A 21,815-nucleotide genomic window follows, 5' to 3' on the forward strand; every position below is an offset into this window, starting at 1 on the left:
AAGCCCCGTTCCGAGGAACGGGGCTTTTGCTATTTTAATGTATGACTGTGCTATTTTAATGTATGACTGTGCTGTTTTAATGTATAACCGTGATGGCGCCTGTTTTTCTAATGTGTTCTCCTGTTTTCTGCACTGTATACTCCATCACCCACACATATGTTCCGACTGGTACCCTTGTTCCGTTCCTCGTACCTGTCCAGCCAATATCCGGATCTGTGGTATAGTAGATCTGCGCACCCCATCTATCATATACACTAATCGAAAACGACTGCAGGGGGCACCTGTATTTCGGTCGGAACAGATCATTGCTCCCATCTCCATTCGGGCTAAAACCACTTGGTAACCATACCTGACATTCACAATCCTTAAACCCTACTTCCACAGAATCAATCGCTGTACCACAGGTATTTTGCGCCACGACGGCATAGATGCCGGCGGTATTCACTTTGTAGAGTGCTACCGTACTACTGTCCTGCCATTTATAGTTATTGCCCGCACCTTTTGGATACAGGGTATAAATCTCTCCGTTGCATAGCACCGTGTCTCTACCCAGGCTTACGCGCAGGGTATCTTCGATCTGTACATGAACCGTATCACTGGATACACATCTGCCTATCTGTGCACGCACATAATAATAACCGGTTTTGGTTACATAATAGGTGGCCTGCTTACTGGTATCCTGCCAGCGGTAGGTACCGGTGCCGAAATCGGCAGTCAATATAAGTTTTTCACCTTTACAGATGATGGTATCATTACCGAGGTTTACATTGCGCAGGGCATTGTAACGTACCCGGATGGTATCGATCACATTACAGGTGTTATTGATTGTAGCATAGCACCACAAATCTGCCGGGCGGCTGGCAGACACCGTGGGGGTGGTAGCACCGGTGCTCCACAGGTAAGCTGTTGCCCCGGAAGTACTGCCATTGATAATCACTGTTTCGTCAGGGCATAATAAAGTATCCGGACCCAGTGAGTATGGATGCTCAGTGCCAGCAAATGAAATAGTGATACTGTCGCTAAAAATACCGCAACCTTTGGCGTTGGCATTCACGATATACATGAATGGCGCACGGGCGGTGTCGCTATGAACAACGATATCCGGCGTAGTTTCTCCCGTATTCCAGGAGAAAGTACAGTTCTGGGCGGTAGCGTCCAGTTGCAAGTATTCATTGAGACAAAGCACCACGTCGTTTCCCAGTTCTATTTCCGGTTCCGGGGTATAGAATACGTTCATGGAATCAGGTACCAGGCAACCATTGATCTTTACCTTGTAAGTCTGCATGGTATCTACCACGATGCTCTGACCGGTGGAGCTGTCCTGCCACAGGTAGGAGGCCCCGGCTACATAAGGAGCGGTCAGGGTAATGGTAGTGCCTTCGCAGAGGGTAGAGTCGGTAGGACCAAAGTCGTAAGGTACGGGTGCCACGATGGTGACCAAATTGGTCGAAATGTCTTCCACACCACTCCGGTAAGCAACCAGGGTAATGGTATAGTCGCCAAGGGTGCTGTAAAGGTGAACCCCGTTGATGGCCTTGGAAGAATCGTACCTGCCGGATGCCGGATCGCCATAATACCATTTGACGGAGTCGATGCCGTCACGGTCAGCGCTAGCAATGATAAAACGAATACTATCGTTTTGGCAGGTTGAGTTGAAGGTAAAAGGCGTAGACGCCTGCGCGGTGATTGAACCGAGTAAAACGAGTAATACAACAAAAATTAGATATAGGTTTCTCATGCTTGGGACATGGGTAAGGCATAAAATTAACAGAAATTCATGATATATGGTATTTTTTTAATAGAAACATACAACTTCATTCCATGCTCAGGCATCCCGCCATGCGGGATGCCTGATTAACAACTAATCTTCCAGCGGCCTTGCAGAGATATATCTTCTCCATTTTTCTAACACCGCTTTAAAATCTTCCGGCATTGGACTCTCAAAATGGACAGGCTTGCGGGTACGTGGATGAATAAAGCCTAAAGTCTGGGCATGCAGGGCATGTCTTGGCATGAGCTCAAAGCAGTTCTCCACAAATTGCTTGTATTTATTAAAAACGGTGCCTTTCAGAATACGGTTACCGCCATAGGTATCGTCGTTGAACAGGGAATGCCCGATATGCTGCATGTGCACCCTGATCTGGTGGGTACGACCCGTTTCCAGCCGGCACTCAATGAGTGTGACATAGTTAAAGCGTTCCAGCACCTTGTAGTGGGTGATAGCGTCTTTTCCATATTCTCCTTCAGGATATGCATCCATGATCTTTCTGAAACGTTGGTGGCGACCTACGTGGGCTTCAACCGTTCCTTCATCTTCTTCAAAATCTCCCCATACCAGGGCAATGTACCGGCGCTGTACTGTGTGGTCAAAGAATTGCTTTGCCAGGTCATTCATCGCCTTTTCTGATTTGGCAATGACGAGCAAACCACTGGTATTCTTATCAATACGGTGTACAAGGCCAAAACGGGGGATTTCAGGCTCCGTGACCTCAGCGTTCTGACCACCCAGGTACCAGGCCAGCCCGTTTACCAGGGTACCGGTATAGTTTCCGCAACCCGGATGTACTACCATTCCTGGTTGCTTGTTGATAATCATAATGTCTTCATCCTCAAATACAATATTCAGGTCCAGCTGTTCTGGTATTACATCTGTATTCTCAGGATTCTTGCTCGTCATTACCACGATCTTGTCGAAGGCTTTGACTTTATAGTTGGACTTGACGGGTTTATCATTGACAATGACCCAACCTGATTCGCAGGCCTGCTGAATTTTGTTGCGGGTAGCACCTTCTACCCTGTTCATCAGGAATTTATCGATACGAAGAGGCTCTTGTCCCTTGTCGGCAACAATATTGACACGCTCATATAGCTCTTCACTGCCTTCGCCGCTTTCCAGCTCATCATCCAGTTCAATCAGATCTTCGGTCATGTAGTTCAAAAATTTCTGCAAAGGTATGTCATTTTGGCCGTTTCATAAGTATGGCCATAGGCCGATCCTATACCTGACCTGTCAATAACCCGTAGATATCCCGTAGATAACCCGCCTCTCTATAAATGCGGCTTATTGGCGGCTTATAGGCGGGTTATATGCGGGTTATATGCGGCTTATAGGCGGGATATCTCTCTGAGATGGCTATAGTCGTGCTATAGAGCGGATGGCGCTTCGGGATGGCCGTGTGTAGTGAGTTGTAACGAGGAGCTGATTTCATTTCCGGAAGACAACATTTCAGTAACTTTGCCCGGTTATGACCAACAGAACCATTCATATCCAGGACCTTGGAGTAATTGAGTATCAACCAGCCTGGGATTTCCAGGAGCAGTTGCTGCAGGAGAACGTAAGAATCAAACAGGCAAGAGGCAGGGGAGAGCTCCCCGCCAATGGTGTAGTAGAAACAACAAATCACTTCCTCTTTTGTGAACACCCCCCTGTATACACCCTTGGCAAGAGCGGGCATATGGAAAACCTGCTCCTTAATGAAGAACAGTTGGCGGACAAGGGTATTACTTTTGTACCCACCAACAGGGGAGGGGATATCACCTACCATGGCCCGGGACAGGTAGTAGGGTATCCGATCCTGGACCTCGAACATTTTTTTACTGATATAGGCAAATACCTTCGTTTACTGGAAGAAGTCGTGATCCGCACACTGGCGGACTATGGCATCAAAGGAGACCGTTCTCCGGGAGAGACGGGCGTATGGCTGGATCCTGAAGATCCTAAAAAAGCCCGCAAGATCTGTGCGATGGGAGTACGTTGCAGCCGCTGGGTGACCATGCATGGTTTTGCACTGAATGTAAATACTGACCTGAATTACTTCAGTAACATTATTCCCTGCGGAATTGTGGATAAGAAAGTAGCTGCCATGCAGGAAGAGCTGGGCAGGGAAATTCCCCTGTCAGAAGTGAAGGAGAAATTATTAAAACATTTTGCCGAAGTCTTTGACGCGGTGATCGCATAAAAAAGAGGGTGTATCAGGAAAGATACACCCTCTTTTAATTTGGATACCTGATGGTATACCCTCTTTTTAGTTTCTATAGATGAGTGGGATGAATACATTCCACTTTTCCAGTACTTTTCCGTCTTCTAAAATTTCGAAATTGAACCAGCCGGCATGGAGGAAGATGGCTTTTTCCAGGATAAGGAAAGGCTCTTTTACCTCTTTGATGTCGAATAGGAAGCTTCCATCCTGTTCAAAAAACTTGATTACATATCTTTTATTGGGTGCTTCAGGCAGTTTGATATTCACATTGCCATCAGCAGTAGTATAAATGTAATTGGAAGGATGCCATACGATCTTCTCTTCTTTGGGTGCTTCCTTTTCCTTTACCGTGGCAGCTCCTTTGTCAGTCATTACAGGTGGCGGTGCGGTGGAGGTCGCTATACCTGCGGCTTTGGCTGCGGAGATAGCGGCTTTTACATCGGCGGCGGTCAGTTTTTCCCTGTCATTGATGGTGGAGTCCGGAACAGCCAGGACAACCTTGGTAAAAAAGTAGCGGCCGTTGTTAAAAATGATCAACATACGGTAATAGTTGGAGCCTGGTAATGGCTTACCGTCGTCGTAGGCACACCGGATATCTCCGGGATTGGCGATATAACCAATGGTATTAAAGTTCAGGACGCTGTCCAGCGAGCGCTGAACGCCGATCGACTTCACGTCTCTGAAACCCGATATAAATTCAAGACGGTTCTTCCCTGTTTGAATCAGGGCCGAAAATTCCGGAAATACCGGGAGTGGTTTTTGTTGAACCTGTTGAGCCTGTACTGAAAATACTAATGCTGATAGTGCTAATACTGTGACAATAAAAATTCGCGACAACTGCTTCATAAATTCCTGATTCCTGTAACTACAATTAGCTTCAAATATAGTAAACGCCTTTTTAAATATTCGTTAATATACTAATATACCGGGTAGAAGGAGAAAGATATTTTTCTTTAGTAGTGTAATAACCCTGGTTTGAGTGAAAGGTTGCCCTGTAATCCGCCTGAATGGATCAATAAAACCCTGCTTCCCGGGGGATATAAACCACTTTCTACATCTTTTTTAAATCCTTGTACCAATTTGCCTGTATACACTACATCCAATGGGATTTTAGTTTCATTATAAAAGTGATTCATGCATTCAATGAGGGCCGGAGTGACCTTTGCATACCCGCCACCATGGTGTTCATGAACCAATTCCCACTGGGGGGCACTGCGATCTTTCAGCAATGCTTTTACCTCTTCTGAAAGATAGTGTGCCCCTTTTAAAGCTACATACCCTTTTAGTTGCTGGGATGGCTCCGCACTATTAATCAACCCTGCCAGCGTTGTACCAGTCCCTACCGCACAAATAATGTGGGTAAAACGGGAAACATCCTGGATAGATAAGATCTCTTCACACCCTTCCGCACCTTCCGCATTATGCCCTCCTTCAGGCACAAAATAAGCATCCCGAAAGACCTCTTTCCAATCAATCGATTCTTTCTGTTTATACACCTCTCTTGTTACAAAATGCAACTGCATACCCTGTTGTTTTGCCAGTGCTAAAGTATGACTTAACACAGGCGCCGCTTCTCCCCGCACTACTGCCGTACACCGCATTCCCAACAATCTGCATGCTGCCGCTGTGGCCGCCAGGTGATTGGAATATGCACCTCCAAAAGTTACAATATGATCCATTCCATCCGCCTTAGCAGCCGCAATATTACATTGCAGCTTGAACCATTTATTTCCTGATACTTCACTGTGTAAAAGGTCTAAACGCAACATGGCTGCCTGTATTGTACCGGGCAGCCATGTTGGTGTAATATTTTGTAACTGAATATTTCGATTGTCAAACATTAATAAAACAGGCTATTGCGCAAATTTAATGCTTGTGTGCCTTTTGACAGCAAGACATTTATCCAGCCAATCTCACCAGTATTAAAATACTGTATCCTGATTTTATGGTATCCCTTCTTTAATCCGATCACGCCTACTTTTTCTGTCGTGCCATGTACACCATCATTATCTGCTACTACTTCATCATCGATGTATAAAACCGATCCGTCGTCAGAGAGGAGGTTGAATGTATACAGGGCATCCGCATCTACTTTTACATAACCTTTGTAAGTGATTCCGAAATCTTTCTTTGCAGCAAGGAAAGGCCGCAGATCCAGACCCGCAATCGTACCCGCACTATCACCTTTCTCCGGTAGCTCTTTTGCAGTTTTGGGCACATTCTTATACACTGCTGAGAACCGTAATCCGTTATTTGCAGGTTTTACATTTGCAGCTTCTTTGTAAGGTTTACGTGTATAAGTCGTGCTGTATACATTACTCTTACGACCACCAGGTGTTACTTCTATATACTTCAATACAACCGTTCCATTCTCAGGTACACTGATGGCGAATGGCCGTGCATACCGTTTGCTGGTAATAGCTGGTCCACTACCATCAATGGTGTAGAATATAGCGGCGCCTTTTACACCGGGAGTGAGTGTCACCGTTGTATTTGCTGTCGCAATCAGCGTATCTTTCAATTGTGCAGGTTCTGGTATTCTGAAGTTTACTCCCTGCTTGTCAATAGCTGCTAGTACGGCTGGTGCTTTCTTCTGGAAGCGGTTCCAGTCACGCTTAGCAGCAGGAGACCAGGCTACTTCAGACAATGCTAATGCTCTGGGCCAGGCCATGTAATCTACATAAGTCTGATCAGGCATATATTCTGTCCATATATTCGCCTGCACACCTTTGATATATTTCTGCTCTTCTGCATTCAGTGAAGGTGGCAATGGCTCGTAGTTATACACTGTGTTTAGTGAAAGATAATTGCCAATTCGGCTGGGCTCTGTCGCCTCAGGGCTTTGGTAGTAATCGAGGTAGAGGTAAGTATTAGGAGACATGATTACATCATGTTTTTCCTTTGCGGCAGCAATACCACCCGCTTCTCCCCGCCAGCTCATAACAGTTGCATTTGGTGCTAAGCCACCTTCCAGAATTTCATCCCAGCCAATGATGTTGCGACCTTTACTATTCACAAACTTTTCCATTCGCTGTATGAAATAACTCTGCAAAGCATGCTCGTCTTTTAATCCCAGTTTCTGCATGAGTGCCTGTACCTGTGGCGATTCTTTCCAGCGATCTTTCGGACATTCGTCACCGCCTATATGAATATACTTACCTGGGAAGAGATCCATTACTTCTGTAAGTACATCCTGCAGGAAAGTGAATACAGAATCATTTGCAGGATTCAGTACTTCTTTCGAAATACCAAAGGTGGTCATGGTCTCATATTGCTTGCCGTAACCAAAGCTGGGAAACGCTGCCAGTACTGCCTGTGAGTGGCCTGGCATTTCTATTTCAGGAATGATTGTGATATGTCTGTCCGCAGCATACTTTACGATATCCCTGATTTCATTCTGTGTATAAAATCCACCGTATGGCTTACCATCATAAGTATTGCTGCGTGCAGCATGACCTACTACGGTTTCTTTTCTTTGAGAAGCGATCTTTGTAAGCTGTGGATATTTCTTAATTTCAATACGCCATCCCTGATCTTCTGTGAGGTGCCAGTGGAAGCGGTTGAACTTATACTGTGCCATCACATCGATGAACTTTTTTACATAATCAGGCGGGAAGAAATGACGACCTACATCCAGCATCAGACCCCGATAGGCGAAGCGGGGTGCATCGGAAATTTCCACCCCTGGTATATGGATCGCAGCGCTTTTTTCAGCAGGTAATAACTGTTGTAAAGTTTGCAGGCCATAGAACAGACCCGCTGCATCACCTTTCAGTGCAATGGTACCATTGTTTACAAAAAGTGTATAGGCCTCTGGCGCACCGGTTGTTTCTTTGATGTCGATAACGGCGGTGGACTTTACTTTCGGCACTGGTTTATCAGTCACTTCTACTTTAAACCCATAAGCACTTTGCAAAAAAGCATTGAGTAAACCGGCAGTGGTTTTGGCGGCAGTACCTTCATAATGGATCAGTGCATTCTCATTCAACACAAAACTACCCGGTATACTTTGCAGTGACTTTGGCTCCGGGATGATCATGATGTCAGCTGTTTTCTTTTGAGCAGTACCATACAGGCACAGCAGCGCAGATAGAGTTGACAGGATTAGTTTTTTCATATGCTAAGCTGTTTTTGCTTTTACGACTTTCGCCTTGGGCAAAAGATGTAGAAGCTGTGATGGCCTGTGGCCGGCATTAAAAATTAATCGTTATTCGTCAGGAAACCTCCTTTACCCCTGTACAGCTTTACAGGCTTGTCCAATTGCAGGGCTAATACAGTCATGTATTTATCCTGAACATTTTCAGGTACGTCAATATACACAAGACCGGGCACACTGCTCCATGAAATTTTACCAACGATTTTATGAGATAGTTGAACGTCTGTTCCTACTACCTGAATATTCCTGATATTGTTCATAAGACCTTTTACCATAATGGCTCCTGTTACTTTGCCCGGGAGGAAGAGGTAGAGGGTTGTAGAATCTTTAGAGAGGGTAGTAGGACCATAGAAGTGACCTTGGGGAATACCACCTACAGTATTGAAGATAGCCGGTGCGTGTTTTTTGTTCCAGGCACCCAGTTCTTTCAGTACGTTCACTTCTTCGGGGGGAATGTGACCAGCGGCATCAGGGCCAATATCCAGCAGGAGGTTACCACCATTACTGATCGCATCTGCAAAGATGGTGATGATTTCATAAGGTGTTTTCCAGTTGGTATCGTCAGGGTGATAGCCCCAGTTGCTATTAATAGTCATACATAGTTCCCACCAGTTGTAGTGAGGGCGGGTGACCGGGAAGTTTTGTTCCGGTGTTTCGTAATCACCATATCCCTGCAGGCGTCCATTGATGATCGCGTTAGGGTTGTGGGTGGTGAGCATGGTCCGTATTTTTGGTGCTTCCCATTCAGCGACGCTGTGTTCCCAGTCGCCATCGAACCACCAGAGGTCAGGATTGAACAGGGTCATTACTTCTTTGAGTTGTCCTTCGTAGAAGTTGCGGAAGCGTTGCCAGCGTACAGTATCTTTATTGGCATTATAGCGGGAACTATCTTTCAAAAAGCCGGGATAGTCGGGATAACTCCAGTCGATCAACGAAAAGTAAGCGCCGCATTTAATGCCTTCTTTACGCAGGGCGGCATAGAAGGGGGTGATTACATCTCTTTTGGCGGGTGTACTGTTCACCGCGTCCAGCTTACTTAATTTGCTGTCCCACAGTGCTACCCCATCATGGTGCTTGGTGGTGATCACCGCATAGCGGGCGCCTGATTCTTTGATGAGCGAAGCCCATTCAACAGGGTCATAACCGGAAGCAGTAAAGCCTTTTAGTTGTGACATATAGTCCTGATATGATATTTTTTTATTGTGGAATGACCAGGATTCGTCTACCCCATTTACGGAATATATGCCCCAGTGAATAAAGATTCCGAGCTTCGCATCGGAGAACCATTGCATCTTTTGAGAGATTTCCGAAGGTGGAACATGTTGTTGGGCAAAGGCGCTGGCACATGACGCAAGGGCAATAGCAGCCTGCAATAAGATTCTTTTCATTGTCAGATAAAAATTGATAATAAGAATGTAAAAGTCCGGGTTGGTATAGTGTTTGCTGCTTTGATACCACCTACAGGACTAATATTACAGGTAACTCTAATGGCTAGAGCTACGAAGGTAGAAACACCTACTTAATTGAAAAAGAAAGCGTGAAAATAGTTTTAATCAGTAAATTTAGTCCCTGGATTTTCGCCAAGTACAATAAAAAATTAATTAAAACAATCTATTAAAGATGCAACCCACTTTATTGATTCTGGCAGCCGGTATGGCGAGCCGTTATGGTAGTTTGAAACAAATACAGCAGTTTGGCCCTAGCGGTGAGACTATTATCGACTACTCTATCTATGACGCGATCAGAGCAGGTTTTGGTAAGATTGTGTTTATTATCAGGAAGGATTTTGAAGCGGAATTCAGAGAGATATTTGAACCTAAGCTGAAGGGTCGCGTACAGACTGATTACGTATATCAGGAGATGGATGCTTTCCTGGATGGATATCCGGTACCAGCGGATCGTACTAAGCCGTGGGGTACAGCGCATGCTGTATTGTGTGCTAAAAACGCGATCAACGAACCATTTGCAGTGATCAACGCAGATGACTTTTATGGTCGTGACTCATTTGAGAAAATGGCGAAATTTCTCGAAAACTCCTGCAAACCTGATGTATATAGCGTAGTGGGTTATCAGCTGAACAAGACTATTTCTGAGCATGGTTCCGTATCCCGTGGGGTATGCGCCGCCGATAGCAATGGCAACCTGGCTGAGATCAACGAGCGTACCAAGGTATATAAGGATGGCGATAAGATCGTGTACGAAAATGCTGATGGCAGCAAGCACGAACTGGCACCTGAAACACCGGTATCCATGAATTTCTGGGGTTTCCACCAGAATGTATTTGAGAAGAGCCAGAAGCTGTTCAAGGAATTCCTGGAGAAAGATGGTGATAAGCCGAAGTCTGAATTCTTTATTCCGATTGTAGTGGACAACTTCATTAAGAACAAACTGGGTGTGGTAAATGTGTTACCTACCGGTGCACAGTGGTTCGGTGTTACATACAAGGAAGATGCGCCAGGCGTACAGGCTAGTTTGTCAGCACTGGTTGAGTCAGGAGAATATCCAACTAACCTGTGGAAATAAACTAACATCTGGTATTATTAACGTCAGTCGTTATACAATAATTCTGCAGGTTTTATTAAAAATGTACAAAGAAAAGGGGTTAAATTTCAATATTTTCAAAAAGGGAAGATTTGTTTGCGAAATCACTAAATTTTTTGATTGTATTGTTTTTTACTTCAATCACCAATACTTTTGTACAGTTAAACAACAAAGCATTCCTCCCATGTGGGTAAATAAAGACAATAACAAGATTAATCACATCGTAGCTCAGCTCAATTGGGCTATTACGCTCGTTGTGATCGTCGTTGTCATTATTAGCCACCAGTATGGAGGATAGGTAACTGTGTACAACCAAATCAATATACAGCCTTCCTCCACCAGAGGGAGGCTTTTTTTATGCCTGTTATTTCACTGGATTTCTAATATCTGAATTATATGTATAGCTATTACAACGAGAACACCATCATTTACGTGGACGGGGAGTATAAGAAAGCCACCGAAGCCAAAATCGACCTGTTTGGTCAGTCATTACATTATGGATACGCCGTATTCGAAGGTATCAGAGCTTATAAGACTGCTAGCGGAGAAGTGAAGATCTTCAAGGCAGAAGAGCACTTCGATCGTTTCCGTCGTAGCTGTGAGTTAATTCATATGCCTTACAACTACACCAACGAGGAGTTAATCACCGCTTGCTATAAGGTGCTGGAACTGAACAACCTGGAGGAAGCATACATTCGTCCGCTGGCTTATTGCCCGCCGAACATGACCCTGAAAGCTGCATCCGAAATGAACGTGATGATCTGTGCATGGGAATGGGGTGCTTACCTGGGTGAGAAGCTGCTGAAAGTAATGACTTCTTCTTTTCAGCGTCCAAATCCAAAGGCATTTAAGATTGAGTCCAAATCAGCTGGTCTGTATGTAAACTCCATCCTGGCTTCGCAGGAAGCTAAATCCGCTGGTTATGACGAGGCGCTGCTGCTGGATCTGGATGGCTATGTAGCTGAAGGTCCGGGTGCAAACATATTCTTCGAAAAAGATGGTAAGATCGTTACGCCGCCATTAGGAGCTATTCTGCCTGGTATTACCCGTGCTACAGTGATTGAACTGTGCGAGGAACTGAATATTCCGTTGGAACAAAGACTGTTCACTACCGACGAACTGAAGCAGGCTGATTGCGCATTCTTCTGTGGTACTGCCGCTGAACTGATCGGGTTAGAATCTCTGGATGGTCATGCATTTGGCAAGCCTTGGGCACAATCTCTGGGTAAGTTGCTGCAACAGGCTTATAAAGCTAAGGTGCTGGAGAAGGAATTCGATCGTTCTTCAGTGAAGGTAGCGTAAGGGATAAAAGGTGTTCAGAATATATAACTGGATCATTTTCAGGATCTTTTTCTGGAATAGAGGTTGTATTTTGTATATAATTTAGAAATAAGAACATACCGGGTGCATTATTGCCTGGTATACCCAATGAACACTGCTTCGCTTTGATATTCAATAGGTGAGTGGTCCGATGGCGGCCGGCCGTCAGACCACTCCCATTTTAAAGGATCTGCGTACGTATTAGAAGAATTTTTTAATAGTTGGATTTTGGATTTTTGAGTCCATTTTATTCAATACCATAGCGGTTTTGAGACGAAAATGGACACGCTTGAAATCCGGTTGGACCCCCAAATGTCGGTTTGGAACTTGGCGTATATAGCCGCTTCTTTGTATCCTGCTTAACATGATATTCAACATTTGGGAACCGGTTGAATGAACAGCACCGGAACCCAGGCAAACATTTACTTAAAGATGGAATTGAACAAGTACAGCAAAACGCTCACTCAGGACCCTACACAGCCTGCAACCCAGGCACAGTTGTATGGTATAGGTTTAACAGATGAGGACCTGAAGAAAGCACAGGTGGGCATTGCCAGCATGGGATATGATGGCAACACCTGTAACATGCACCTGAATGAACTGGCACAGGAGGTCAAAAAAGGGGTCTGGGCTAATGATTTGGTCGGCCTTACCTTTCATACCATAGGCGTCAGCGATGGTATGACCAATGGTACACCAGGTATGCGTTACTCGCTGGTCAGCCGTGATCTGATTGCTGATTCCATCGAAACTGTAGTGGGTGGCCAATATTATGATGGCCTCATCACTGTTCCTGGTTGTGACAAAAACATGCCAGGCTCCCTGATAGCAATGGGTCGCTTAAACCGTCCTGCTATCATGGTATATGGTGGTTCTACCTCTCCTGGTCATTATAAAGGACAGGATCTGAACATCATTTCCGCTTTTGAAGCACTCGGCCAGAAAATGGCGGGTAATATGAACGACGAGGATTACAAAGGTATCATCATGAACTCCTGCCCTGGAGCCGGTGCGTGTGGTGGTATGTATACCGCTAATACCATGAGCTCCGCTATCGAGGCGATGGGTATGAGCCTTCCTTACAGTTCTTCTACTCCTGCTCAGAGCGAAGCAAAACGCGAAGAATGTAGACTGGCAGGCCAGTATATTCGTCTGCTGCTCGAAAGAGATATCAAGCCAAAGGACATTATGACCTTCAAGGCTTTTGAAAACGCTGCTGTAGTGATTATGGCCATGGGTGGTAGTACCAATGCCGTGCTGCATATGATCGCTATTGCAAAAGCAGTGGGTGTGAAGTTTAATATCAACGACTTCCAGCGTATCAGCGACAGCACTCCACTGATTGCCGATCTGAAACCAAGCGGTAAATACCTGATGGAAGACCTGCACAAAATTGGCGGCGTTCCATTGGTAATGAAATACCTGCTGAAAGCTGGTTTGCTCCATGGCGATTGTCTGACTGTAACTGGCAAGACGATAGCTGAAAACCTGGAAAGCGTACCAGACCTGGATTTTGAAAGCCAGAGCATCATCGTTCCGGTAGAAAAACCACTGAAAGAATCCGGTCACATCCAGATCCTGTACGGTAACCTGGCAGAACTGGGTTCCGTAGCGAAGATCACTGGTAAAGAAGGTGAATTTTTCCGTGGTACTGCAAGGGTTTTCGATGGTGAATATGAACTGATAGCAGGTATCACCAGTGGCCGTGTAAAGAGCGGCGACGTAGTGGTGATCCGCAACGTAGGTCCGAAAGGTGCACCAGGTATGCCTGAAATGCTGAAGCCTACCTCCGCCATCATGGGTGTAGGTCTTGGTAAGAGCGTAGCACTGATCACCGATGGCCGTTTCTCTGGCGGTACCCACGGTTTCGTGGTAGGTCATATTACCCCTGAAGCGGTAGAAGGTGGCCTGATCGGATTGGTTGAAGACAACGATATAATCGAAATTGACGCAAAACAAAACACCATTAAGCTGGAAGTAAGCGATGAAGAAATCGCTGCACGCCGCGCCAAATGGGTAAAACCTGCCCTGAAGGTAACTAGTGGGGTATTATATAAATACGCAAAACTCGTTTCAAATGCAACAGAAGGATGTGTTACCGATGAAGCCTGAGCCGGCTAATCAGCCAGCAGCGGCTACTGCGGAAAAACTACATATTACCGGTTCCGAAGCCGTAATCCGCTCGCTGATTGCAGAAGATGTGAAAACCATTTTCGGCTATCCAGGTGGGGCCATTATGCCCATTTATGATGCCCTATACGATTTTCAGGATGAGGTCCATCATATATTAGTACGCCACGAACAGGGTGCTACCCATGCTGCGCAGGGGTATGCCCGTACCTCCGGTAAGGTGGGTGTGGTATTTGCTACTTCCGGCCCCGGTGCTACCAACCTGGTAACAGGTCTGGCAGATGCTTATATGGATTCTACTCCAATGGTATGTATTACAGGTCAGGTGGCTGCTCACCTGCTGGGTACCGATGCCTTCCAGGAAACTGACGTGATCGGGATTACCATTCCTATTACTAAATGGAATATACAGGTAACCCGTGCTGAAGATATTCCAGGTGCTATCGCTAAAGCATTTTACATTGCAGCCAGCGGTCGTCCGGGTCCTGTACTGGTAGATATTACCAAGAATGCACAGGTTGCTAAGTTCGATTTTGAATATAGCAAGTGTGAATATATCCGCAGTTATCACCCTGTTCCAAAGCTGAACAACGAAGCGGTGAGATCTGCAGCTGCCCTGATCAACGAAGCTAAGCGACCTTATATCCTGTGTGGACATGGGGTACTGCTGGCTGGCGCTGAAAAGGAACTGATCGCCCTGTCTGAAAAAGCAGGTATACCGATCGCTTCCACCTTGTTAGGTCTCTCTGCCGTTCCGGTAGATCATCCTAACTATGTGGGTTTCCTGGGTATGCATGGTAACTATGCACCTAACATCAAAACAGACGAGTGTGATGTAGTCATTGCTGTAGGTATGCGCTTTGACGACCGCGTAACCGGTGATGTTACCAGGTATGTAAAACAGGCAAAGGTTATCCACATCGAAATCGATGCGGCTGAGATCAACAAGATCATCACTGCAACAGTAGGTGTACATGCCGATGCTAAAACTGCGCTGAAAGCCTTGTTGCCATTGGTGAAAGAAGCCAAACACGATGAATGGATTGCTGGCTTCAAAGAGGCAGATAAGCAGGAACAGGAGAAAGTAAACCGTGGTGAACTTTATCCTACCGAAGGGGCACTGAAAATGGCGGAAGTAGTACGTATCATCTCTGAACGTACCGAAGGTAAAGCAGTACTGGTTACAGACGTAGGTCAGCACCAGATGATTGCCAGCCGTTACTACCGCTTCAAGGATCCAAATACCAATATTACCAGTGGTGGTATGGGTACTATGGGTTTCTCACTGCCAGCTGCCATGGGTGCTAAGATGGGTGCTCAGGAAAAAGAAGTAGTAGCAGTGATTGGGGATGGTTGTTTCCAGATGACCTTACAGGAATTAGGTACGATTTACCAGTCACAGATTGGTGTGAAGATCGTGATCCTGAACAACAACTTCCTGGGTATGGTGCGTCAGTGGCAGCAGCTGTTCCATGACAAGCGTTATTCTTCCACCGAAATGACTAACCCTGATTTCGTACAGATTGCGAAAGGGTTTTACATTCCTGGCAAGAAGGTAACTGACCGTGCTGATATTGTGGCGGCCGTTGATGAAATGATCTCCCACGATGGTGCTTACCTGCTGGAAGTGGTTGTAGAAAAGGAAGACAACGTATTCCCGATGGTACCAGCTGGTGCTCCAATTGCTCATATCAGGCTCGAGTAGTAAACCTTTTTAACAACGAAGAATTTTTATGCAAAAAGAATATACAATCACGGTATATACAGAAGACAGGATCGGTATCACGAACCGTATCACTGTTATCTTTACGCGCCGTCGAATCAATATCACCAGCCTCACAACCGCACCAACGGAGATTGAGGGTGTTTACAAGTTCATCATCACTGTACTGTCAGAAAGATCGCTACTGGATAAAGTAGTGGGGCAGATAGAGCGACTGGTAGAAATTCATCGTGCATTTGTACATGAAGAGGATGAAGTGGTATACCAGGAGCTGGCACTGTATAAGATCTCTACCAAGGCATTGAAGAATGGCAGCATCGAAAAGCTGATCCGGGAAAATGCGGCAAGGATCCTGACCATTACAGACGAATACTTTGTATTGGAGAAGACCGGTCACCAGGAGGAGCTGATAGCGCTACAGGCTAAACTGGCTCCTTATGGACTGATAGAATATTCCAAGAGCGGTCGCGTGGCGATCGTGAAATGGAGTCGTCGTTTCCATGATCATTTGAAAAATCTGTCCGAACAGGAGACAGATGATCTGGCCGAAGTGGATTATACACACGGACAGCCAGGTTCACATCAGGCAGAGAGTATCTAATAACTAAATAAAATTCATTAGGGCTGACTGTATGGTCAGCCCTAATTCTTATCTCAATCACATGTCCCAGGTATTAACAAGTGTTAATCCGCTCAATATTCTCGATGCAGCGGTGAAGTTGAAACCAGTGGTGAACCGAACACCGCTGACCTATAGTCCAACATTGTCACGCAGGTACAATGCTGATATTTATCTGAAAAGAGAAGATATGCAGATTGTACGCTCGTATAAGCTGCGTGGTGCTTACAATAAGATCAGTAGTCTTGACAAAGATCTGCTGGCCAAAGGCGTAACATGCGCCAGCGCAGGGAATCATGCGCAGGGTGTTGCATATGCCTGTCGTCAGCTGGATATTAAAGGCGTCATCTTCATGCCGATCATTACCCCGAAGCAGAAGGTGAACCAGGTAAACATGTTTGGCGGAGATAATATTGAGATCAGGCTGGTGGGAGATACATTTGATGATTGTTCTGCCGAAGCGCAGGCGTATACAAATGCGCACGGTATGACATTCGTTGCCCCTTTTGACGACCCTAAGATCATAGAAGGACAGGGTACAGTAGCAGTAGAGGTACTGGAAGACCAGTCTCATATTGATTATATCTTTGTGCCCATCGGTGGTGGCGGCCTCGCTGCCGGTACCGGTACTTATTTTAAAACATACAGTCCGCATACTAAAGTGATCGGGGTAGAACCTAAAGGTGCTGCGTCTATGACTGCAGCACTGGAAAAAGGTGAACCTGTAACGCTGGGCGAAATTGAGCGCTTTGTAGACGGTGCTGCTGTGAAGAGAGTGGGTACGCTGAATTTCGAAATCTGTAAAGATGTGCTGGATAAAATGCACACCGTAGCAGAAGGTAAGGTTTGTACTACCATCCTGAAATTGTACAATGAAGATGCGATCGTAGTGGAGCCGGCTGGCGCATTGTCTATCGCAGCACTGGACGATTTTGCCAAAGAAATTGAGGGCAAGAAAGTAGTATGTATAGTAAGTGGTGGTAACAATGACATTGATCGCATGCAGGAGATCAAAGAAAGGTCTTTACTGTATGAAGGGCTGAAACATTACTTCATCATCCGCTTTGTACAGCGCCCGGGAGCCCTGAAAGAGTTTGTAAACCATGTACTGGGCCCTGATGATGATATTACAAGATTTGAATTTATACAGAAGCATAATAAAGAAATGGGTCCTGCCCTGATTGGGGTGGAGCTGAAAAAGAAAGAGGATTATGATATTCTGATAGCCAATTTTTCGAAGTACGGTATTCATTATACTGCACTGAATGAAGATGATGACTTATTTGGTTACTTAGTGTAAGGTGTTGCAATATATCTGGTAACAAGAAATTAACCTCCTGTATTACGCAGGAGGTTTTATTTTGCCCCTTTTAATTACATTTAGATAAATAATTCCGGAAGATGAGCAATCTCATGCGCGCAGCCCTGCTGCGGGAATTTGGCCCTGCCAGTAACCTGACTATCGAAAGAATACCCGTACCCCTGCCAGCTGCAGGTCAGTTACTTATAAAAGTACGCGCCGTAGGTATTAATCCTGTTGACTATAAAACCCGTAATGGTAAAGGTATAGCTGCCAAAGAACTGGTACTCCCTGCTGTACTTGGCTGGGATATAGCCGGTGAGGTGGTGAGCCTGGGCGATGGTGTAAGCCGTTTTGACAGAAATGAACGTGTGTTTGGGATGAGCAATTTTCCACATGCGGGGAATGCGTATGCAGAATACGCGATTGTGCAGGAAGATGAATTTGCCCTGATACCCGCTTCGGTGAGTAATGAGGTAGCAGCAGCTACCCCGTTGGCGGCACTCACAGCCTGGGAGGCATTGTTTGACCATGGCCAGCTGGCTGGGGGGCAAAAAGTATTGATCCATGCAGCAGCGGGTGGCGTAGGCCATATTGCAGTACAACTGGCTAAATGGAAAGGTGCTTATGTAGTAGGTACAGCTTCGCAGCAGAATCATGGTCTGCTGAATGAACTGGGTGTGGATCTGCCGGTGGATTATAACACACAGGATTTTACTGTTATTGCAAAGGATATGGATGTGGTGCTGGATGGTATAGGTGGTGAAAACTCACTTCGTTCTATAGATGTATTGAAACCCGGGGGTGTATTGGTATGCCTGCCTTCGATGTATAAAGATGATCCGGCGATCCTGGAGAAAGCTGCTTCCAAAGGAGTGGTGGTGAAATGGATGATGGTAACCCCATCTGGAGAAAGAATGGAGCAACTGGCCGATCTGCTGGCGGTGGGTGATCTGAAAGTAAAAGTTGACCAGACTTTCCCACTGGAAGATGTGGGGAAAGCACATGAAACTGTGGAAACGGGTCATGTAACCGGCAAGGTTGTGCTGGTGATCTAAAAGATAAATTATGCTCAGTTACTGGGAAAAACAATCACTTCTTCAATACGATTACATTATTGCCGGCAGTGGAATCGTGGGTTTGTCTACGGCTATCAGTCTGCGCGAAACGCAGCCGCAGGCTCGTGTGCTTGTATTGGAGAAGGGCGTGTTGCCAACAGGGGCGAGTACAAAGAACGCGGGGTTTGCCTGTATAGGGAGTTTGACAGAGTTGCTGGCAGATTTGCGACAATTGCCAGCTGCTGAAGTATTGGCATTGTTGGAGTTGCGTTGGCAAGGGTTGCATGCCTTGCGGCATCGTGTGGGTGATCAGCATATGGATTACAGGGAGAATGGGAGTTATGAGCTGATAGGAGAGAAGGAGCTGCCTGCACTTTCAGAAATCGACGGCATGAATGACTTGTTGCGGCCTATGTTGGGGGGAGATGCGTTTACGTTGGTTTCCAGTGATTTCGGGTTTAATAAGTCGTATGTAAAGGCTTTGATCAGGAATAATTTTGAGGGGGAGTTACATACGGGGAAGATGATGCGCCGGTTGATAGACCTGGCGCTTTTTTATGGGGTAGAGATTAAGACGGGGTGTACGATTTCAGGTATTTCGGAATCAGATGGTGGTGTATATGTGTCAGTGGGGGAGTATTCCTTTATGGCAGGTCAGGTAGGAATCTGTACAAATGCATTTACCCGTGAGCTGATCCCTGAACTTGATGTAGTACCTGGCAGGGGGCAGGTATTAATAACCGATCCTATCCCAGGATTACCTTTTAAAGGCATCTACCATATGGACGAGGGGTATTATTACTTCAGGGAGCTGGAAGGCCGTGTACTATTCGGGGGAGGTCGTAATATGGACTTTGCCGGAGAGGCAACCACTGCTTTTGAATTGAATACCCCAATTCACACAGAGCTGGAAAACCGTTTACGCCATATTATTTTGCCGGGTTTTTCGTTTAATATTGCTGACCGCTGGGCGGGCATCATGGCTTTTGGCCAGAACCGGCAGCCGGTTATCCGCCGTCATTCACCCCGAATCGCGCTGGGCGTAAGAATGGGCGGTATGGGTGTTGCAATTGGAACCGCTATAGGGGCACAATTAGCCGCTATCCTTATCAAAGAATGATCACGATCAATTCCACCACTGAAATAATTTTTAAATGTAAATTTTACGTTTAATAAAAATGTTACTATATTGACCAACAATTATTTTATACCACGTTGATTTTATGCAAAAGAGTTTACAATTCCTCGATTATGTTGTCTTTTTGGTGTATTTCGCGATAGTTGCCGGTTACGGTATATATATCTACCAGAAAAAGAAACGAAAAACTACTGACTCCAAAGACTTTTTCCTGGCAGAAGGATCCCTTACATGGTGGGCCATTGGTGCTTCCCTGATCGCTTCCAACATCTCTGCGGAGCAGTTTATAGGTATGGCCGGTTCCGGTTTTAATATAGGTCTGGCGATTTCCACTTACGAATGGATGGCTGCTGCTACCCTGATTATCGTAGCGGTATTTTTCCTCCCTATTTACCTGAAAAACAAGATTTATACCATGCCGCAGTTCCTGCTGCGCAGGTATAACCAGACAGTGAGTACCATTATGGCGGTATTCTGGTTGCTACTCTATGTAGTGGTGAACCTGACTTCCATCCTGTACCTGGGAGCACTGGCAATCAACACTATTTCAGGAATAGACTTTAATGTTTGTATGATATTGCTGGCCGTCTTTGCCGTGTTTATCACGCTGGGTGGTATGAAGGTGATTGGTTATACAGACGTGATCCAGGTCTTCTTCCTGATCCTGGGTGGTCTGGCTACTACTTACCTGGCCCTGAACCTGGTATCTGAGCATTTCGGCACAACTGGTGTGCTCAAAGGTTTCCACCTGATGACAGAACATGCTGGTGATCACTTCCATATGATCCTGGACAAAAAAGATCCTCACTACCTGGATCTGCCTGGATTATCTATCCTGGTAGGTGGTATGTGGATTGTAAACTTAAACTATTGGGGTTGTAACCAATATATTACACAGCGTGCATTGGGTGCTGATCTGAAAACAGCGCGTTCTGGTCTGCTCTTCGCAGGTTTCCTGAAACTCCTGATGCCACTGATCGTGGTAATACCTGGTATTGCTGCTTATGTATTGCATAGCCGCGGTCTATTCCAGGCCGAAATGATGAAGGGTGGTGAACTCAATCCTGACAATGCATATCCGGTGTTAATGAACCTGTTGCCAATCGGTATGAAAGGGCTGGCATTTGCTGCGCTGACAGCTGCGGTAGTTGCTTCCCTGGCTGGTAAGGCAAACAGTATTTCTACCATCTTCACACTGGATATCTATAAAGAACACTTTGCGAAAAATGCGGATGAAAAGCATGTGGTACGTACAGGTAAAATCGTGGTAATTGTTGCGATGATCCTGGCGATTATCATCTCTCCGTTCCTGGGTATTGATAAGAAAGGCGGTTTCCAGTTTATACAGGAATACACGGGTTTCGTATCACCAGGTATCTTTGCGATGTTCCTGCTGGGATTCTTCTGGAAACGTACTACTTCAGGTGCAGCGCTGTTTGCAATGATCGGTGGTTTTGCACTTTCTATCATCCTGAAGTTCCTGCCAGGTTGGGCTGATCTTTCTGCTTTGAATAGCATTGGCTTTTCCGTACCGGCAGCAAACGGTATCTATGAAATTCCGTTCCTGGATCGTATGGGTATTGTATTCGTAGTGTGTGTGATTGGTATGATCCTGATTTCACTGGTAGCTCCTGCTAAGGTGAAAGTGGCGGGTGCTGAAATGGTAGATGAGTCTAAAGGTCTGGAAGTGGATGCTTCTATGTTCAGGACATCTATGCCATTTGCCATCACAGCGATTTTGATCTGCGGTATCCTGGTAGCATTATATACCATTTTCTGGTAAGACATATTTGACAAAGCTGGCTAACAACATCCTGTTTAGCCAGCTTTCTTTTTTTATAAACCTGCAA

The 21,815-nt window shown here is 45.7% G+C and carries 16 protein-coding genes; 10 read left to right on the top strand and 6 right to left on the bottom strand.

Annotated elements, in window-relative coordinates; translation table 11 throughout:
• Positions 1-76 precede the first annotated feature (76 nt).
• Entirely contained in the window at positions 77-1,738 is a 1,662-nt protein-coding gene (locus SIO70_RS10940) for a gliding motility-associated C-terminal domain-containing protein (protein WP_320580904.1), read from the bottom strand.
• Between the two features lie 123 nt (positions 1,739-1,861).
• Positions 1,862-2,929 (bottom strand): RluA family pseudouridine synthase, encoded by a 1,068-nt coding sequence (locus tag SIO70_RS10945; RefSeq protein WP_414017925.1) that lies wholly within the window; start codon positions 2,927-2,929, stop codon positions 1,862-1,864.
• A 316-nt stretch (positions 2,930-3,245) separates the two neighbouring features.
• Between SIO70_RS10945 and lipB the strand changes: the two genes are divergently transcribed.
• Positions 3,246-3,959 carry a lipoyl(octanoyl) transferase LipB gene (gene lipB / locus SIO70_RS10950; RefSeq protein WP_320580906.1) on the top strand — a complete coding sequence of 238 codons (714 nt, stop codon included), beginning with the start codon at positions 3,246-3,248 and terminating at the stop codon, positions 3,957-3,959.
• A 66-nt stretch (positions 3,960-4,025) separates the two neighbouring features.
• Here lipB and SIO70_RS10955 read toward each other — a convergent pair whose 3' ends face one another.
• From SIO70_RS10955 to SIO70_RS10970, 4 genes are all read right to left on the bottom strand, one after another.
• Complete coding sequence (locus SIO70_RS10955; protein WP_320580907.1) at positions 4,026-4,826, bottom strand: hypothetical protein; 801 nt, start codon at positions 4,824-4,826, stop codon at positions 4,026-4,028.
• 107 nt (positions 4,827-4,933) lie between these two features.
• Positions 4,934-5,821 (bottom strand): 1-aminocyclopropane-1-carboxylate deaminase/D-cysteine desulfhydrase, encoded by an 888-nt coding sequence (locus SIO70_RS10960; protein ID WP_320580908.1) that lies wholly within the window; start codon positions 5,819-5,821, stop codon positions 4,934-4,936.
• Positions 5,821-8,097 carry a family 20 glycosylhydrolase gene (locus tag SIO70_RS10965; RefSeq protein ID WP_320580909.1) on the bottom strand — a complete coding sequence of 759 codons (2,277 nt, stop codon included), beginning with the start codon at positions 8,095-8,097 and terminating at the stop codon, positions 5,821-5,823. Before SIO70_RS10965 ends, SIO70_RS10960 begins: the two co-directional genes overlap by 1 nt.
• An 83-nt stretch (positions 8,098-8,180) precedes the next feature.
• Positions 8,181-9,524 (bottom strand): alpha-L-fucosidase, encoded by a 1,344-nt coding sequence (locus SIO70_RS10970; RefSeq protein ID WP_320580910.1) that lies wholly within the window; start codon positions 9,522-9,524, stop codon positions 8,181-8,183.
• A 232-nt stretch (positions 9,525-9,756) separates the two neighbouring features.
• Between SIO70_RS10970 and SIO70_RS10975 the strand changes: the two genes are divergently transcribed.
• From SIO70_RS10975 to SIO70_RS11015, 9 genes are all read left to right on the top strand, one after another.
• A complete protein-coding gene (locus SIO70_RS10975; protein WP_320580911.1) occupies positions 9,757-10,659 on the top strand; it encodes a nucleotidyltransferase family protein in 903 nt (300 codons plus the stop codon).
• Positions 10,660-11,073: 414 nt separating this feature from the next.
• On the top strand, positions 11,074-11,979 hold the full coding sequence (locus SIO70_RS10980) for a branched-chain amino acid transaminase (protein ID WP_320580912.1): 906 nt from the start codon (positions 11,074-11,076) through the stop codon (positions 11,977-11,979).
• A gap of 450 nt (positions 11,980-12,429) precedes the next feature.
• The gene (gene ilvD, locus SIO70_RS10985) at positions 12,430-14,109 is read left to right on the top strand and encodes a dihydroxy-acid dehydratase (protein ID WP_320580913.1); all 1,680 of its coding nucleotides are present in this window, start codon (positions 12,430-12,432) and stop codon (positions 14,107-14,109) included.
• Positions 14,075-15,832, top strand: coding sequence for a biosynthetic-type acetolactate synthase large subunit (gene ilvB, locus SIO70_RS10990; protein WP_320580914.1), 1,758 nt, complete (start codon positions 14,075-14,077; stop codon positions 15,830-15,832). The genes ilvD and ilvB overlap by 35 nt, the downstream gene beginning before the upstream one ends.
• Before the next feature lie 28 nt (positions 15,833-15,860).
• Entirely contained in the window at positions 15,861-16,451 is a 591-nt protein-coding gene (ilvN, locus tag SIO70_RS10995) for an acetolactate synthase small subunit (RefSeq protein ID WP_083721410.1), read from the top strand.
• A gap of 61 nt (positions 16,452-16,512) precedes the next feature.
• The gene (gene ilvA, locus SIO70_RS11000) at positions 16,513-17,769 is read left to right on the top strand and encodes a threonine ammonia-lyase IlvA (protein WP_320580915.1); all 1,257 of its coding nucleotides are present in this window, start codon (positions 16,513-16,515) and stop codon (positions 17,767-17,769) included.
• A 101-nt stretch (positions 17,770-17,870) separates the two neighbouring features.
• Positions 17,871-18,827, top strand: coding sequence for an NADP-dependent oxidoreductase (locus SIO70_RS11005; RefSeq protein ID WP_320580916.1), 957 nt, complete (start codon positions 17,871-17,873; stop codon positions 18,825-18,827).
• Positions 18,828-18,837: 10 nt separating this feature from the next.
• Positions 18,838-19,947, top strand: coding sequence for an FAD-dependent oxidoreductase (locus SIO70_RS11010; protein ID WP_320580917.1), 1,110 nt, complete (start codon positions 18,838-18,840; stop codon positions 19,945-19,947).
• A gap of 103 nt (positions 19,948-20,050) precedes the next feature.
• Positions 20,051-21,748: a sodium/sugar symporter gene (locus tag SIO70_RS11015; RefSeq protein WP_320580918.1), complete on the top strand. Its 1,698-nt coding sequence runs from the start codon at positions 20,051-20,053 to the stop codon at positions 21,746-21,748.
• Positions 21,749-21,815 lie beyond the last annotated feature (67 nt).

Source organism: Chitinophaga sancti (genome assembly GCF_034087045.1).
Taxonomy (GTDB): domain Bacteria; phylum Bacteroidota; class Bacteroidia; order Chitinophagales; family Chitinophagaceae; genus Chitinophaga; species Chitinophaga sancti_B.